This is a genomic window from Allobosea sp. P4_E12 (assembly GCF_056401655.1).
In genome coordinates, this window is the sequence record NZ_JBFUIY010000032.1 from 1 (window position 1) to 14,493 (window position 14,493).

General features: G+C 65.0%; 16 protein-coding genes. 8 read left to right on the forward strand and 8 right to left on the reverse strand.

What is annotated here, in order from left to right; all coding sequences use genetic code 11:
* The 4 genes from AC1DW9_RS28725 to AC1DW9_RS28740 form a co-directional block, all read left to right on the forward strand.
* A partial coding sequence (locus AC1DW9_RS28725) for a hypothetical protein (RefSeq protein WP_476855248.1) occupies positions 1-268 on the forward strand: 268 nt, incomplete at its 5' end.
* A complete protein-coding gene (locus AC1DW9_RS28730) occupies positions 265-720 on the forward strand; it encodes a hypothetical protein (RefSeq protein ID WP_476855249.1) in 456 nt (151 codons plus the stop codon). The genes AC1DW9_RS28725 and AC1DW9_RS28730, both read left to right, overlap by 4 nt.
* Before the next feature lie 15 nt (positions 721-735).
* Positions 736-1,626, forward strand: coding sequence for a DUF2950 domain-containing protein (locus tag AC1DW9_RS28735; RefSeq protein WP_476776644.1), 891 nt, complete (start codon positions 736-738; stop codon positions 1,624-1,626).
* Between the two features lie 180 nt (positions 1,627-1,806).
* On the forward strand, positions 1,807-2,124 hold the full coding sequence (locus tag AC1DW9_RS28740; protein ID WP_441491078.1) for a hypothetical protein: 318 nt from the start codon (positions 1,807-1,809) through the stop codon (positions 2,122-2,124).
* Positions 2,125-2,313: 189 nt separating this feature from the next.
* Here the strand turns inward: AC1DW9_RS28740 and AC1DW9_RS28745 are convergent, their stop codons facing one another.
* Complete coding sequence (locus tag AC1DW9_RS28745; protein WP_476855250.1) at positions 2,314-2,982, reverse strand: hypothetical protein; 669 nt, start codon at positions 2,980-2,982, stop codon at positions 2,314-2,316.
* A 236-nt stretch (positions 2,983-3,218) separates the two neighbouring features.
* On the opposite strand from AC1DW9_RS28745, the gene AC1DW9_RS28750 reads away from it, so the two are divergent.
* Positions 3,219-3,728 carry a hypothetical protein gene (locus AC1DW9_RS28750; protein ID WP_476776642.1) on the forward strand — a complete coding sequence of 170 codons (510 nt, stop codon included), beginning with the start codon at positions 3,219-3,221 and terminating at the stop codon, positions 3,726-3,728.
* Positions 3,729-4,313, forward strand: coding sequence for a helix-turn-helix transcriptional regulator (locus AC1DW9_RS28755; protein WP_476776641.1), 585 nt, complete (start codon positions 3,729-3,731; stop codon positions 4,311-4,313). It begins immediately after the preceding gene.
* 204 nt (positions 4,314-4,517) lie between these two features.
* Here AC1DW9_RS28755 and AC1DW9_RS28760 read toward each other — a convergent pair whose 3' ends face one another.
* Entirely contained in the window at positions 4,518-5,846 is a 1,329-nt protein-coding gene (locus AC1DW9_RS28760) for an MFS transporter (RefSeq protein ID WP_476776640.1), read from the reverse strand.
* A 51-nt stretch (positions 5,847-5,897) separates the two neighbouring features.
* On the reverse strand, positions 5,898-6,560 hold the full coding sequence (locus AC1DW9_RS28765; protein WP_441508687.1) for a flavin reductase family protein: 663 nt from the start codon (positions 6,558-6,560) through the stop codon (positions 5,898-5,900).
* A 153-nt stretch (positions 6,561-6,713) separates the two neighbouring features.
* Between AC1DW9_RS28765 and AC1DW9_RS28770 the strand changes: the two genes are divergently transcribed.
* A complete protein-coding gene (locus AC1DW9_RS28770) occupies positions 6,714-7,355 on the forward strand; it encodes a GntR family transcriptional regulator (RefSeq protein WP_476776639.1) in 642 nt (213 codons plus the stop codon).
* A 171-nt stretch (positions 7,356-7,526) separates the two neighbouring features.
* Here AC1DW9_RS28770 and AC1DW9_RS28775 read toward each other — a convergent pair whose 3' ends face one another.
* The 4 genes from AC1DW9_RS28775 to AC1DW9_RS28790 form a co-directional block, all read right to left on the reverse strand.
* Entirely contained in the window at positions 7,527-7,856 is a 330-nt protein-coding gene (locus AC1DW9_RS28775) for a hypothetical protein (RefSeq protein ID WP_441493100.1), read from the reverse strand.
* 231 nt (positions 7,857-8,087) lie between these two features.
* Complete coding sequence (locus tag AC1DW9_RS28780) at positions 8,088-9,251, reverse strand: helix-turn-helix transcriptional regulator (protein ID WP_441493101.1); 1,164 nt, start codon at positions 9,249-9,251, stop codon at positions 8,088-8,090.
* A gap of 848 nt (positions 9,252-10,099) precedes the next feature.
* Positions 10,100-10,231, reverse strand: coding sequence for a hypothetical protein (locus tag AC1DW9_RS28785; RefSeq protein ID WP_441493102.1), 132 nt, complete (start codon positions 10,229-10,231; stop codon positions 10,100-10,102).
* A 12-nt stretch (positions 10,232-10,243) separates the two neighbouring features.
* Positions 10,244-10,624 (reverse strand): phasin family protein, encoded by a 381-nt coding sequence (locus AC1DW9_RS28790; RefSeq protein WP_441493103.1) that lies wholly within the window; start codon positions 10,622-10,624, stop codon positions 10,244-10,246.
* A 944-nt stretch (positions 10,625-11,568) separates the two neighbouring features.
* On the opposite strand from AC1DW9_RS28790, the gene AC1DW9_RS28795 reads away from it, so the two are divergent.
* Entirely contained in the window at positions 11,569-12,201 is a 633-nt protein-coding gene (locus AC1DW9_RS28795; RefSeq protein WP_476770304.1) for a DedA family protein, read from the forward strand.
* A 64-nt stretch (positions 12,202-12,265) separates the two neighbouring features.
* On the opposite strand, the gene AC1DW9_RS28800 is transcribed toward AC1DW9_RS28795, so the two are convergent.
* A complete protein-coding gene (locus tag AC1DW9_RS28800) occupies positions 12,266-14,332 on the reverse strand; it encodes an alkyl/aryl-sulfatase (RefSeq protein ID WP_476776638.1) in 2,067 nt (688 codons plus the stop codon).
* Between the last annotated feature and the right edge of the window lie 161 nt (positions 14,333-14,493).

Below are 14,493 nucleotides of genomic sequence, written 5' to 3' on the forward strand. Positions count from 1 at the left end.
CCAGGCCGCCCAGGCGGTGTTGGCGGACCGGGAGGCCCAGGCGGCGTTGGCCGGCCAGGCGCCCCGGGTGGCGTTGGCGGCATTGGCGGCCCCGGGCCGGCTGGTGGCGTCGGCGGTCCCGGAGGGCCCGGCGGCATCGGTGGCGTCGGCGGTCCAGGGGGCCCAGGCGGCGTTGGCGGCATCGGTGGCCCAGGAGGCCCGGGCGGCGTCGGTGGAGCATTGGGCGGTGCGGCGGCAGGCGCGATCGGCGGCGCGGCGGCTGGGATGATCGGCCAGCGTCCGTCCCAGCAACCCGCCCGTCCCGATGCGCGGCCCGGCCAGGATCGCCCCCAGGGCGGGGCCGGACAGGGGCGACCGCAGGCCGACGCAGGCCGACCCGCGACGCGACCATCGGGCCCCGAGCGGCCCTCGGCCCGGCCTCCGACGGCACAGGCGCGCCCTGCGGCGCCGCAGGGCGCGAGACCTCGCCCGACACCAAGCCGGACCGCCTTTGACGGCATCGATTCCGGACGCGGCGCGGCGGCCTATGGCAATCGCGGCGCAGCCAGCCGCGGGCAGATCAGCATGCCGGCGGGCCGCGGCGGTGGAGGCGGACAGATCGGCGGCGGAGGTCGCGGCGGCGGCGCTCACATCGGCGGCGGCGGCCGTGGCGGCGGTGGACATATCGGCGGCGGCGGTGGCCGCGGGGGCGGTGGTGGCGGTCGCGGTGGACGGCGCTGATTGGGGGACATGATCATGGCACATCACGCTCGGTTTTCAGTCCCGGTCTCGCTCGCTGTCCTGATGATGGCGGGCCCTGCCGCAGCCCAGCAGAGCTTCCCCTCACCCGATGCGGCGTCCGCTGCGCTGGTCGAGGCGGCGCGGGCGCGCGAGCCTGGCGTGCTCGATCGGATCTTCGGGCCGGGGGCCCGCGACGTGCTGAGCACGGGCGATGCCACGCTGGACCGCGAGCGACTCGACCGGTTCAACGAAGCTGCGGCGGAATCCGTCACGCTGACACCGCGCGGCGACGCCGCTCGGATCTTGACGCTAGGGAAGCGAAAATTCGAGTTCCCGATCCCGATCGTGCGGCGCGGCGAGGCCTGGATGTTCGATGTCGCGGCCGGTCGGGACGAGATCCTCAACCGCACCATCGGCGAGAACGAACTGCGCGCCATCGAGGCCTGCCAAGCCTATATCGGCGCCCAGCGCGAGTATTTCCGCACGGACCATGATGGCGACCAGGTGCGCGCATATGCCCAGAACCTGATCTCGACGCCCGGCACGCAGAACGGGCTGTACTGGCCGAGAACCGGGCAGGCCGATGTCAGCCCACTCGAGGGCGCCCTGAGCGAGGCCCTGCTGGATCGCGGAAACCGGACCTATGCCGGCTATCGCTTTCGCATCCTCAAGGCACAAGGACCCTGGGCACCTGGCGGCGCGCATTCCTATGTCGTCAACGGCAACATGATCGCTGGCTTCGGCCTCGTGGCCTGGCCGGCCGAATGGGGCAAGACCGGCGTCATGACCTTCATCTGCGGACATAACGGGGTCGTGCTGCAGAAAAATCTCGGCCCGAAGACCAGCGCGATGGCGGAACGCCTGCTGCGCTACGACCCCGACAGCAGCTGGGCCCCGGTCGAATAGGCGGGGGTGCGCCGGCAGCATGGCCGATATTGGCGAACGAACCAGCCGCGGCCGGTGGCCGCTGCATCGTCTCGACAACTCCAAGTAACCGGGGAGAAAGTGAGGGCCTGTTCCGCTGCTGTAACGATGAAGCCCCCGTGGTTCGCACCGGCCTCGCGCCGCGCACATCCAGGATTCGTCATGCATCGCTCGGTTGAACTGCCTGCCTTGATCCTGGCCGTGGCCTGGCTGGTCGTCCTCATTCGATCGCGAGGGCTCGCGCTGGCCGTCCAGCTGCTGATTGGCCTGATTTACCCGTTCCTGTGGTTCGCCTATGGGCTGATCGACGCGCCCCTGCCCATTCTCGTGCCATACGTCCTTGCGGCAGGGGCGGTGGTCTACACGCTTCGGGGCGATAGGGGCCCGCTCGTCTTGAAGTCGTCCTACGTGATGTCTGCGACACTCGGGGTGCTCACGGTCGCTCTCCTCGAATACTGGCAGCACCTGCCAGCAGGCTAGTGGACGTCACCGCGAGACGACTTGCGGTAGCGCCTGCGCCTTTGGCCCCCGAGTGGATTGCGCGCGCTGGAGCGGTTCCCGCGAGCCATGGAGTTCCCGTTCTGCCACCGGTGCCGTGGCCCCGAGAATGAACAGCCTGGTGCCGAGGTTCCGATCCCTCCTGCCGTGCCGTCGTTCCCGGGCACCGGATCAACTGGAGAGACGAGGGCGCCCCTTGAAATTGGCGATCAGCTCGGCGAGCGGGATCAGCCGATGCGAAACCATACCGCCAACTGGGGCGGAAGGGCTCGTGAATATCGCAAAGCCAGTGGCCTGAACAACCGGGGCAAGCTCCGGCAGCGAGAAGGCCATCTTCATCAGCTCGAACGTCTCGCCGGCATCGGCGACGCGCCCAATATGCAGCCGCACGGCTTCCGCCGTCTCTTGGGGCGATGCGCGAAGCAATTGCCCAAAGGCATCCGCCGCGGCCCAGACAGCGGCGTAGAATGCCAGCGTGTTGTCGAACATGCGGCGGGCATCGCCATGACCAGACGCGGCGCTGATTTCAGCGGCGGAGTGGAGCATGCTGATGAAGGCTTCCAGCCGGCCAGCAATCTTGGTCGCCTTCGACCGACGGGAAAACTCGTTGAACATCGTCGCGTCCATCGTTTGGGCTGAGGACGCGATCATCCGCGCAGGCGAAATCGGACAGACCGCAGCGTAAATTTTCATTGTCGAAGCTGCGCTAACACAGCGCTTCGCGCTGCAATTTGCGCCTTCACGCCAATAAATTGCTATTCTCGGCCAAGTGCCGACAGCGCTTGCCCACCAGCATCGCAAGGTCAGCCGCAAGCGTTCTGCCCGCGAACCTGCAGGCATGTCCGGCGGCCATGCGAATACCTGAATCAGCAGAGTCCCTTACGCGCGATATCTCAACGTCCACAATAAGGTGAGAACCGCTCTCGCGACCAAATTATGGGTCTTCCCTGCCAAGGTTTCGTCCTGTCGGGCCGCGATCTGTCTGACCATCATCTGCGTCCACAACAGGTCTCGGCCAAGACGATTGAGGAATGGCCCGCACTGTTCCACTCTCGTTGACGGGGGGATGGGCGGCGATGCTGGATGCGAACGAATTTGGGGATGCGGTCGCCATGCTCTACGAGGCCGCCGCCGTTCCGGAGGTCTGGCCGACGGCGATCGCGCGGTTGGCGGAGATCGCCGGCTGTACCGGGGGGCTACTCTGCGTGCATTCCCGACAGGGCACGAAATGGGTCGCGTCGAGGGAGTTTTCGCCGGTCCTCCAGCGCTTCCTGGATCAGGGCTGGATGGACCGGAACGCCCGCATGGCCGGTCTTCTGGCGCATGGCGGGACCGGGTTCGTGACCGATCACGACCTCTTCACAGAAGACGAGCTGGCCGAGACCGCGCTCTACCGCGATTTCCTGCGGCCCGAGGGCTATGGCTGGGGCACGGCAACGAATGTGCGTTCGTCCTCGGGCGAGACCATCGTCTTCACACTGGAGCGCAAATTCGAGCTGGGTCCGGTCTCCCGTCGCGAGACAGAACTGCTCGACAGCGTCCGCCCGCACCTCGCGCGGGCCGCGGTTCTGGCCTCGAAGCTGTAGATGCAACGCGCTCAGGTCAGCCTCGATTCCTTCGGGAAGGCCGGTTCTCCGGCTGCCCTGGTCGGCACCGGCGGCGCGCTCTGCGCGGCCAATCCGGGCTTCGAGGCGCTGATCGGGCAGATCGTCGTCAGGGCAAGGGACAAGATCGCGCTTGAGGATCCCCGTGCGAACGCGCTGCTGCAAAAGGCGCTGGCCGATCTCGGGCAGGACCGGGTTGGCGATACCCGCTCGATCCCGGTGCCCTGCCGGGGGGATCGCCCCGCGTTCATCGTCCATGTGCTGCCGGTTCGCCGCCAGGCGCGGGATATCTTCTCGCGCGCCCAGGCCCTGCTCGTCATCACGACAACGGCCCGAAGCCTGCGGATCGAAGCCTTGCTGCTGTGTGAGCTCTACGATCTGACCCGGGCGGAGGCAGCCATCGCCGGCGGGCTCCTGGAGGGCAGCACGGTCGAGCAGCTCGCACTGTCGCGCGGGGTCGGCCGGGAGACGGTTCGCGGCCAGGTCAAGGCAGTGCTCGCGAAAACCGGCAGCCGCTCGCGGGCCGACTTCATCAGGCGGCTGGCTCCGTTGACGCTGTCGGCCTGAGCAGCGGGCCAAGGCGGGCATCACCAAGCCGGGCGGCGCCGGGCTTTCGGTCGGGCCGCCCTGCCCCCGCCTCCTGAGTTGGGAGTGAGCAACAGCCTGTCGGAGGCCGGGATGGCTTGGTCGGAGACGGTGCAGAGGGCCGCGCGATCGGCGGCCCTCCTCTTGTTCACCTTGAGCTTCCGGCCAGGGCCGATATCCCCGGGATCATTCTCGCGGGCTGTTGGCCAGGCGTCCGGTGTCCGGCCGGTCCAGATCGAGATGCCGGGTTTCCGGGATCAGGAAGCCGGTCAGCAAGGTGATCGCGGACACGACCATGAGATAGACGAGGAACAGCGAATGCTGGCCCTGCTGGGCGAGATAGGTGTTCACATAGGGCGCGGTGCCGCCAAAGATCGCGGTCGCCAATGAGAGCGGCCCGCTCACCCCGGTCGCCCGGATCTCGGTGGGAAACACCTCGGCCCAGACCGCCGTGTTCACCCCGAACAGGCAGGCCAGGATCAGCAGCGCCGCGATCATCGCCGAGAGCAGTCCGCTGAACTGGTTGGTGATCATGCCGTCCAGGGTGAAGGTCAGGGCGATGAAGCCAAGCCCGAACAGGATGATGAAGGGCCGCCGTCCGAACCGGTCGGCGAGCCAGCCGACCAGCGGGATCGCGGCGAAGAAGACCGCTTGCGCGATGAGGCTCGCCGTCAGTGCAGACTTTGCGTCGAGGCCACGGCTGATCTGGGCGAAGGTCGGGCTGTAGATCAGCCAGGTGTAGAACATGATCGAGCCGCCGGCGGAGAGGCCGAAGACCACGGCGACGCCGCGCCAGTTCCGTGCAAGCGGGGCCAGGCCCGTCGTCTTGGCGGCCTGCTTCTGCTTCTTCTCGAAGCTGGCCGTTTCCGTGAGCTTGCGCCTGAGGTACAGGCCGTAGAGCCCGAGCAGCCCCCCCATCGCGAAGGGGATGCGCCAGCCCCAGCCTTCCAGGGCCGCCCGTTCGAGATTGGCATTGAGCAGGAGACCGGTGCAGGTCGCGATCATCGTGCCGAGCACGACGCTCATCCACGACGTGCTGCCATAGAGCGCGCGCCGGTGCGACGGTGCGCGCTCGACGAGATAGGTCACCGATGTGCCCATCTCGCCGCCATGGGCGATGCCCTGGGCGAGGCGTGCAACCAGCAGGACGACGGAGGCAAACAGGCCGGCCGAGGCATAAGTCGGGGCGCAGGCGATGACCACGCTGCCGCCGGCCGTCACCAGCATGGCGAGCGTCAGGCTGCGCTTGCGGCCGACGCGGTCGGCGTAGAGCCCGAAGATCAGGCCACCCAGCGGCCTGGTCAGGAAACCGGCCGCGAATACGGCCAGAGCCGCCAGCAACGCGGCCGATTTATCGTTCGACGGAAAGAACTGAAGCGCGAAATAGGGAGCGAAGATCGTATAGATCGCCCAATCGAACCATTCCAGCGTATTTCCGAAATTGACTGCGATCAGATCCTTGATGCGACGTGAAGTCGGGGCGCGATCCGCCAGGGATAGCTCGGCCGTTGACATGGAATTCCCCTCTTATTGCTTGGTTCTTCGGTTCAAAAATCGGTGAAACCGTCAGCGCAAGGTGGAGCGCCCTTCCAGCCCTTGCCGCGCGTCTCCGTCCGCGCCCGGAACCCGCATCTCGAAGATGTCCTTGACCACCGTGTAGTCAAAATAGCCGAGGCGAGCGATCGGCTTGATCTTCTCGATGTCGAGCTTTCCGCTCGGCAAGATGACGGCGTCATCGATATGGATCTTCTCGACCTGGGCGAAGACGATATCGATGGAGCCGACGGGAGAATTGCCTTTGATCCGGTGAGTGCTGACATATCTGCACTCGAACTTGACCGGGCTTTCCCTGACCATCGGAATGCGGGCGTTATCGGCGTATTCCCGGGTGACGTTCAGGCGATCGAATTCGCTCTCATGCGCGGGCAAGGCCATCGCGCTGATGTTCACGGCCTCGCGCAGGTCGAAGGTCGCCATGTTCCAGACGAACCAGCCCGTCTCCTCGGCATTGAGGACCGTGTCCTTGCGGCGACCGTCTGGATACTGGTTCGCCGAGAACATCACCATCGGCGGGTCGAAGGTGAGGTTCTGCCACTGGCTGTAGGGCGCGATGTTCTCGACGCCGGCTGCGCTGACGCTCGACAGCCAGCCGATCGGCCGCGGCACCGTGCAGCTCTTGAAGGGCGAAAACGGCAAGGGACTGGGCTCGAGATGGGGGGCGTATTTCAAGGATCATTCCTCCGGCGGCGTCATTGAACATCGATAATATGCAACCGATATATCGGATGAATAATGGTTTGGAAAGCCGGCGCGGATGAGGTAGGCGGAATCGAACGCCGCTGCGGATCTGCGCAGCGAGACAGCACGGCGCGGAAGGGTGAGATGAACCAGTCGGAAGAAGCCGTCGCCGTGCTGCAACGCCTGATCGTCCGGGGCGAATTGAAGCCCGGCTCGATGGTCTCGGAACGTCATCTGATGGAGTTGACCGGGCTCGGCCGGACGCCGGTGCGGGAGGCGATCCAGCGCCTCGCCCTCAGCTACATGGTGCGGATCCACCCCAACAAAGGCATCGAAATCCCCGGCATCTCGATCGAGGATCAACTCAGCGGCCTGGAGGTGCGGCGCGCCAACGAGCTGCTCGCGGTGGAGCTTGCCTGCGCCCGCGCAACGCAGAAGGACATTGCTGCGATTGAAAAGCTGGCGGCCGTGCTTGATGGCGAATTCACGCTGCACGACTATTCAGAAACGGTCGGGCAGACTCACGCGCTGATCATCGAGGCGGCGCATAATCCCTATCTCGCGGCCCTGATGACGCCGCTGCAGTCCCTGTCGCGGCGCTTCTGGGTCATGCATGTGCGCGACGAGCAGCAGGAGATCGCGCGCGGCAAGCGGCTCCACCAGCAGATCCTCAAGGGCATCGCCAGCAGGGATGTGGCCGCAGCCAGCGCGGCGTCGCTGACGCTCAACGCCTACCTCGTGGAATTCGCCCTGGCCGTCGTCGGACGGATGGCAACGCCACGATAGGCCCGGCGAACCAAGGGAAGGCCGGCGAGGGTCAAGACGGTCATGGCCAGACAGAATGTCCGTGCGCCGCGCTCCACCGTCCGCGCGGAGCGAGAGCGTGAATTCCCAACTCGGCTTACGGCGTTGGCGTCCATACGCCGGTTCGGTGCAGTCGGGATGAGGAGCGGAGTTCTAGCGCTTTGCCGTCGTGATCGGTCCCAGTGCGAGAATGCTGTCATAGAGCGCGAGCGCTTCGTCGACGCGACCGGCATAGCAGACCGAGCGCGCGCGGAGCTGCGTCTCAGCTGCGTCATGCAGCCGCTCCGACGGCAGGATCGCGGCCTCGCCATGATCCTCGATCAGGGTGATGGTCGTGATCTCCTTCGCGGCGCATTCGCGGGCAAACCCTGGCTGGCCCTGCGCCATTGCACCCGGCACCATCACCAGGTGGACGCCCAGGACAGATGCGGCAAAGACACGGCAAATTCCGGTGATCGGGCCAGCGGCTCTCGAAGCAGCCATCACGTCTCTCCTCGTCCTGCGTGCAGGGAGCAACCATCCGAAGCTGTGGGAGGCTGCCAACTCCGGCCCGGTTTCGGACCGATGCACAATGCTAGGCAAACGCTTCGCATCCGCATCATCGAAACCGATGAGGCCAGCGACCGGATCATGGCCGAGAGCGGATAGGGCTCATATTCCTGTCCCCGCACCGAAGTGCGGGCCGAGGAGGCGTACAAGCCCGCCCGAACGTGTTCAGGCTCTTAGAGCAGGCCCCTGCGAGGCACGAACCGGCGGCGTCGAGTTGTGCAGCAACTGCAGGAGCTTGCCCTGTCGGGAGGTGCCGGTCTTGGCGAAGATATGCTGCAGATGGGTGCGAAGGGTCGGCTCGCTTATGCCCAACATATCGGCCGCTTCCTTGCCGCCCAATCCCTCGGCCAGCGCCAGCAGCACGCGCAGTTCGCCACCGGTGAGCCCATGCAGCCTGGCAAAGGCCTCGCCCGGCATCAGCGGCGCCTGGGCAGGGTCCTGCATGAACACGGCGCAGGATGCGGCAAAGGGGGCAACCGTGCTGCGGCGCTGCCCGGACGCGACTGGAAGGAAGGTTGCGACATAGCCGGTGCCCCCGGCATCCGGCAGGGCCAGCGAATGCGTGTTCGTGTCAATCGCGATGTCGTCGCGCCCGGCCTGGTCGATGGCCCGCGAGAGGCTGGCGCGCGCCGCCGGATCCGTGGGGGAAAGCCGGTTGTTCACGAGCCGGATCGAGCCACCGGTTCTGACCTGGCGCTCGGCGGCCGCATTCATATAGACGACGCGGCCATCGCGGGCGGTGAGGTAAACACCTGCAGCAAGCGCATCGAGCGTCCGTTCCAGCATCTCCGATTTCAGCACCCTGATATCCAGCGCATCGGAGATGGCGAGCGCGCGGCAGACATGCGGCGCGAGCAGCTTGAAGAGGTCGATATCAAACTTCTGATAATACTCGATCTTTTCGCCGCGAGAGGCGTGCAGCGAGGCCATGCGGCCACCGGTCCGCAGGGCCGGAAACCAGATGATGTCCTGCACGCCGAAGGGCTTCAGCACATCGCTGAAGAACCTGCTCTCGACCAGTTCGGAGTGATTCATCGAGAGCGCGCTGACATCGCCGAGATTCGCGACGACATCGGCAGCGGCCATAGGACTTTTCGCATAATGCGTTCCGAGCTGCACCAGGAACTCCGGCGGATACCCGAAGACGAAGAGCTGGTCGTTCAGCACCTGCCGGAGATCGTGGACGCAGATTCCACCTGCCGTGCTTTCGCAGAGGGCGGCAATGCTTCGGCAGGTGTCGGGCCAATGTTGGGGGTCGAGCGCACAATCATAGATTCTACCGATTGTGTCGGATAACGCCTGGGCCGAGGCTCCGTCGAGATCAGCCATGTGCAATCCCCAGCCCGTCAGTTGCCGCGAGTACCTGCTGTTATTGTCGTCAGTGGGAAAATGCTGCACCACACTGAAGAATGACGCAACCGGATTGACTCGAAATACTCGATCCCTGTGCTTTCTTCCAAGTAATATGACGCAAGGTTAATCATCGCTTCCGTCGCTCGTTCCTGTCGCTCCAGCGCGCGGAATGAAAGTTCGCAGTTTCGGCGAAACCCTGCACCAGCACTCAGGATCCGACGCGCGGCGCGAGATCCAATGCGGTGTCAGACCGTTTCATGCTAGCGCGCCCGGATGAGGTCAGCGGCAGGCGGAGCAGCAAGCAGGCTCATTGGTTCCGACGATGTGCCAGCTTCAGTCGGATGCGTAGCATCGCGCCTCACCACGCTCCGACATCGCCACTCCAGGAGGCTACCATGCTCGCTTCGGCTCCTGCGCTCCCGCTGGCTACAGACTGCCCCCTCGAAATCCCCCGGCTGCAGCCTGTCCCGCCGCCGGTCCACCAGCCTTCTGACCTCTGCGGCACTGCGGCAACCACGAAGGCGGGGCCTGCCGCGGCCCCGCTGCAGGTCACGCCGGAGCTCATGGAATTCTACCGGAACCGCGCTCATGATCTACGGGCCGAGGCGATCCGGAACGCGGAAAGCAGTGTCTGGTCCTTCCTCACGAGGATCGTTGGGCCGCGCTGACGGCACGTGGCGATGAGGTCCGGGATCCATCGCGAGCCGATGGGCCGCCCCTTGCGGCCCTCCGGGGAGCCGGAACCTGTCCGCTGCAGACCTGGCTCGCGAGCGTGGCGGCACCCCCTGCCCTAGATTGGCGCCGCCTTCGGCGGCGGAACATGATCACGCCCTGCGCCAGGCGAGCCACGCGCTCCAGAGCAGGCTCGAGAAGAAGCCTTCGGGCCGCTCGAAGCCGGCGCGATCGAGCAGTTCATGACAATCGGCCCTTGGCTCACCGCATGCGAAATCGCGCATCGGGCACCCTGCTCACGCAGCCTTGCGCGAGACTCTGCCCTGCAGGGACAGCGGCTGCGATGATGGGCCGATGACGTCTTCGGTCAGCCTGCCGCATTCCACCATGATCCCCTCGCCGAGATCGGCGAGCGCCATGCTGTCGTCGATCAGCTTTTCGGACAGGCTCATCGCGGCCTCGATCTGGCCGGCCTGGAACGCCATGAGGCCGTCCGCGTCCTTGATCTCGGCGGCTGCGCTCAGCCGCGCGAAGCCCAGGTCCATGCAGCTCCGCAGCATCCTCATCTGCAGCACGCCAAGCTTCTGGGCGGCGTCCAGGGCGAGCCTGTTCGTCTCGACTGCGACAGTCAGAGAATTTTGCAATGGGTCCATCAGGGTGTTCGAGAGCTCAGGCATGGTCGCGTCTCCCTTGCTGTGATGGTGGGACGACAGCGCCTGGAAGGTGGCCGCGCTCGGGCCGCTTTCGGGCCGTCTTAGCCAAGATCGGATCGTCCCATCGCGGCGACCGTGAACAGCGCGGCCGATATCCGCGAACGAACCAACCGCGGCCCGCCGCAGTCTGGGATGAGGCTGCGCCGCATGCCGGGATGATGCCCGCGTTGTGCTCGTGGATGATGGCGGTTTCCTGACGGGAGAGTTCGTCGCCCCGCGCAAGCCGCGGGACCGCGTTGCCCGTTGACGAAGTCGTGACCCCGGCCAGGAGCCCGGCAGCCTCAACGCCGCTTGCGCCGCGCAGGGGCAGGTTCAAGATGAGATAGAGGCTTGGCTGGCTCCGTCACCGGAATGCAGGTCCGCGACGGGTTCGCTACGTGAGTTCCGTCGTTGTGTCTGAGGGAGCGTCGCATGCTTGTGAGACATCACGTCAGGGCTGTCTGGCTGCGTATCGGGGTCGTGCTGGCACTCGCTGCACTCTTTGTCGCCCCGATGGCGTTCAAATAGCAGCGCGAGACGGCGCCGAGCCGGGGAGCGGGATCCGGCCGCCCGGTTTGCGCCCGCGACAGCCGGCGGCTCAAGTCACACGCTCGCAGGGCAGGCTAAAACGTGAGTCCGCCGAAGAGCTTGCGCGCAATGACTCAACGTCCACAATAAGATGAAGAGGGCCCCGCGACCGGACTGCGAACAGTCCTGGCCCGGCGACCGGCCAGGCAATCATGTGCTCCGGGCAGCCTGGCGCCCGACGATCCATGGGAGGGTTTCGCGCCGGTCGACCGTGGAGCCTTCCGCCGCGACCAGTCGATTTACAGGCCGGGCGCTCCGCCCATAATCACCGCAGATGTGCCGATCTGTCTTCGGGCAGGATACGATATCGGCTCCGATGATCCAGCGAGGCGACGCGCGGAATGGAACATCTGTTTTCGGCCGTCGAGCCCTATATTCACGAATATGGCGCTGTCGCCATCTTCGTGATCCTGTTTCTGGAGTCGCTCGGGGCACCTTTGCCGGGAGAATCCGCGCTGATCTTCGCCGGCGTACTCGCGTCCCGCGGCGAGCTGTCCTTGTCCGCCGTCCTCTTCAACGCCTGGGTGGGAGCTGTCCTCGGCGACAATGTCGGCTACCTGATCGGCCGGACCTTCGGCCGAGCCGTCATCCTCAAGCATGGATCGCGGATCGGATTGACACCTGAGCGCTTCAATCACGTCGAAGCGGTCTTTGCACGTTATGGTCCAGCGACGGTGGCCGCGGCGCGGTTCGTCAACATCCTTCGGCAGCTCAATGGCATCGCCGCCGGCACGACCGGAATGGATTGGCGGCGCTTCCTGCTTTTCAACGCGCTCGGCGGCGCGCTGTGGGTTGCCGTCTGGGGTGCCGGCGCCTTCTATTTCGGCACGCATATGTCCGGGATCGCGACCTACATCCCGCGATGGGGTCATGTTGGGATAAGGGTGCTCCCGCTCGTCCTGGCAGCCATCGGCGCGATCGTGCTCCTCGTCTGGCTTTGGCGCAGCCGCAAGCAACAAGGCTCGCCGCAATAGAGGTCCGAAAAGAAAACCGAGGAGCTTTCGCGCTCCGGGATGACTGAGCCCTTCCTTGGTTTAGTCAGGGCCCCTCGTAATAGGTCGCGTCGTCCTGCAGGATTTCGGGCCTTGGCGAAGTTCCGGTCTCCTTCTTCGTGCCCGGCAGGACTTCGAACCAATTGTCGAACTTGACCATTGTCGAACCGAGCTGCGCGAGCACGGCGGGATTTCCTGCCATCCTGGCCCTTCCGGCCGAGACCTTGTCGGCCAGCTTCGCCGTGCCGATCATCACGTCCTCCAGCTCGCGGCGGTCGATCGTGATCGTCAGATCTGCATCCGCGGCCTGATAGCCGGCGATCGTCGTCAGCGTCGCATTGCTCATCTCGACCACAAACCGCTCGCCATTGTCCGGCGTCGAGATATTGATCTTGAACTTCATGCCGTCGGCCTTGCGGCTGTCCATCTGGACCCCGAGGTAATTCAGGAACAGCTCGGTGGTGGTGCCGCGTACGAAGTCGGGGCTGCCCGCCTTTGCCGCCTTCACCGCGATGACGCCATCGCGCAGTTCCTTGGCGCCGGACAGGAAGCTGTTCCGCAGGCTCGGGCTCTCGAACTGGTAGCCCATCTGCTCGAACGTGTCGGCGAGGAGGTTCTTTGCGTCCTGGTTGCCCGGTTCCGCGTAGACCAGCTTGTTGATAATCTCGGTTGCGTGGCGGTATTTGCCCTGGTCGTAGAGCTCGCGGCCCTTCGCCATCACCTTTGAGGCGCCGCCCATCATCTCCACGTAAAGCGGCGCGGAGTCTTCCGGCGACAGCGGGACGAGTGTTGCCGGGTTCAGATCCCAGAATCCAAGGTAACGCTGGATCACGGCTCGGCTGTTATGCAGGTAGGAGCCGTGATAGCCGCGGTCGTACCATTGCTGCAGCAGGCTTTTGGGCGGCTCATAGACATTGTGGATCTGGTTGATCGTCACCCCGGAATTCGCCAGATGCAGGACCTGGTTGTTCAGGTTTGCATACATGTCGCGTTGCCCGCGCATCACCTCGCCAATCCGCGCCTTTCCCCATCGCGGCCAGCTATGCGATGCGAACATCACCTCCGCCTGATCGCCAAACCGGTACAGCGCGTCGTTGATATATTGCGACCACGCGAGCGCATCGCGCACCGGCGCGCCCCGCAAGGTGAGGACATTGTGCTGTCCGGCGACGATGTTCTCGGCGGCCCAGAATGCCTTGAGGTCCGGAAACCAGGTGTTCATCTCCGCCGGCGCTTCCGTGCCGGGTGTGTTCTGAAAGACCATCCGCACGCCGTCGATGGTCAGTTCCTCGATGGGCAACTCAATGCTCCGGGTCGGGGGCAGGATGCCAACATCCCCGCTGGCGACACCCTTGCCGATCGATGAATCCACATGGCCGTAGGGGCTCTGGGACAGGACGTCGCCGTAGGTATAGCTCTTGCGGCGGGTCATCGCGTTGCCGGCGTAGAGATTCTCGGAGATGGCCTCGTTGATGAAGCCCTTGGGCGCAAGGATCTGGACCTTCCCTGCGGCCAGAGCGGCATCGTCCACGACACCGCGGATCCCGCCGAAATGGTCACCGTGGGAATGGGAGATGATCACCGCCACGACAGGGCGTTCGCCGAGCCTCTCGTTGATGAATTTCAGCGCGGCCCGTGACGTTTCCTTGACCGTCAGGGGGTCGATCACGATCCAGCCCGTATTCCCTCGGATGAAGGAGACGTTGGCGAGGTCGAAGCCACGGACCTGATAGATGCCAGGCACAACTTCAAACAGGCCATACTCCATGTTGAGCAGGGCCTGGCGCTGCAGTGACGGATGGATGCTGTCAAAGTCCTTCCCGTTCAGGAGGAAGTTCCAGTTATCAATGTTCCAGGCCACGTCGCCCTTGTCATTCATGATCTTGCGATAGGGCGGCGAGGCGATGAAGCCGCGCTTCGCTTCCTGGAAGTCCTGCTTGTCGGCAAGGGGCAATATCCGCCTCTGCTGTTCCTGCGCTTCGATCGTGAATCGCGAAGGCATGTTCCCCTTCGGATGGAAATGCTGCTGCTCCTGCGCGACCGAGGCATCACCAAATGCTCCCGCGACGACTGCGCCAAGCACAAGCGCCAGAATTCTCAACGAGCCGCTCATTTTCTAGCCCTTTGTATTGGCCGAATGAAGCATCAGACGCGGGGGACGAGATTTCGACGAGGCGGGTCTACGGCGTGCCGGCAGGATGAGAGCTTGCTCCTCGGCGCGGCGGCCGGATGCGGCCCGCACCTGCTTTGCCGGCATCACTTGACACGCCGGGT

Coding starts and splice junctions, on each gene's coding strand:
- AC1DW9_RS28730 (WP_476855249.1), top strand. CDS start 265: ATGATCGGCCAGCGTCCGTCCCAGCAACCCGCCCGTCCCGATGCGCGG.
- AC1DW9_RS28735 (WP_476776644.1), top strand. CDS start 736: ATGGCACATCACGCTCGGTTTTCAGTCCCGGTCTCGCTCGCTGTCCTG.
- AC1DW9_RS28740 (WP_441491078.1), top strand. CDS start 1,807: ATGCATCGCTCGGTTGAACTGCCTGCCTTGATCCTGGCCGTGGCCTGG.
- AC1DW9_RS28745 (WP_476855250.1), bottom strand. CDS start 2,982: ATGCCTGCAGGTTCGCGGGCAGAACGCTTGCGGCTGACCTTGCGATGC.
- AC1DW9_RS28750 (WP_476776642.1), top strand. CDS start 3,219: ATGCTGGATGCGAACGAATTTGGGGATGCGGTCGCCATGCTCTACGAG.
- AC1DW9_RS28755 (WP_476776641.1), top strand. CDS start 3,729: ATGCAACGCGCTCAGGTCAGCCTCGATTCCTTCGGGAAGGCCGGTTCT.
- AC1DW9_RS28760 (WP_476776640.1), bottom strand. CDS start 5,846: ATGTCAACGGCCGAGCTATCCCTGGCGGATCGCGCCCCGACTTCACGT.
- AC1DW9_RS28770 (WP_476776639.1), top strand. CDS start 6,714: ATGAACCAGTCGGAAGAAGCCGTCGCCGTGCTGCAACGCCTGATCGTC.
- AC1DW9_RS28775 (WP_441493100.1), bottom strand. CDS start 7,856: ATGGCTGCTTCGAGAGCCGCTGGCCCGATCACCGGAATTTGCCGTGTC.
- AC1DW9_RS28780 (WP_441493101.1), bottom strand. CDS start 9,251: ATGGCTGATCTCGACGGAGCCTCGGCCCAGGCGTTATCCGACACAATC.
- AC1DW9_RS28785 (WP_441493102.1), bottom strand. CDS start 10,231: ATGCGCGATTTCGCATGCGGTGAGCCAAGGGCCGATTGTCATGAACTG.
- AC1DW9_RS28790 (WP_441493103.1), bottom strand. CDS start 10,624: ATGCCTGAGCTCTCGAACACCCTGATGGACCCATTGCAAAATTCTCTG.
- AC1DW9_RS28795 (WP_476770304.1), top strand. CDS start 11,569: ATGGAACATCTGTTTTCGGCCGTCGAGCCCTATATTCACGAATATGGC.
- AC1DW9_RS28800 (WP_476776638.1), bottom strand. CDS start 14,332: ATGAGCGGCTCGTTGAGAATTCTGGCGCTTGTGCTTGGCGCAGTCGTC.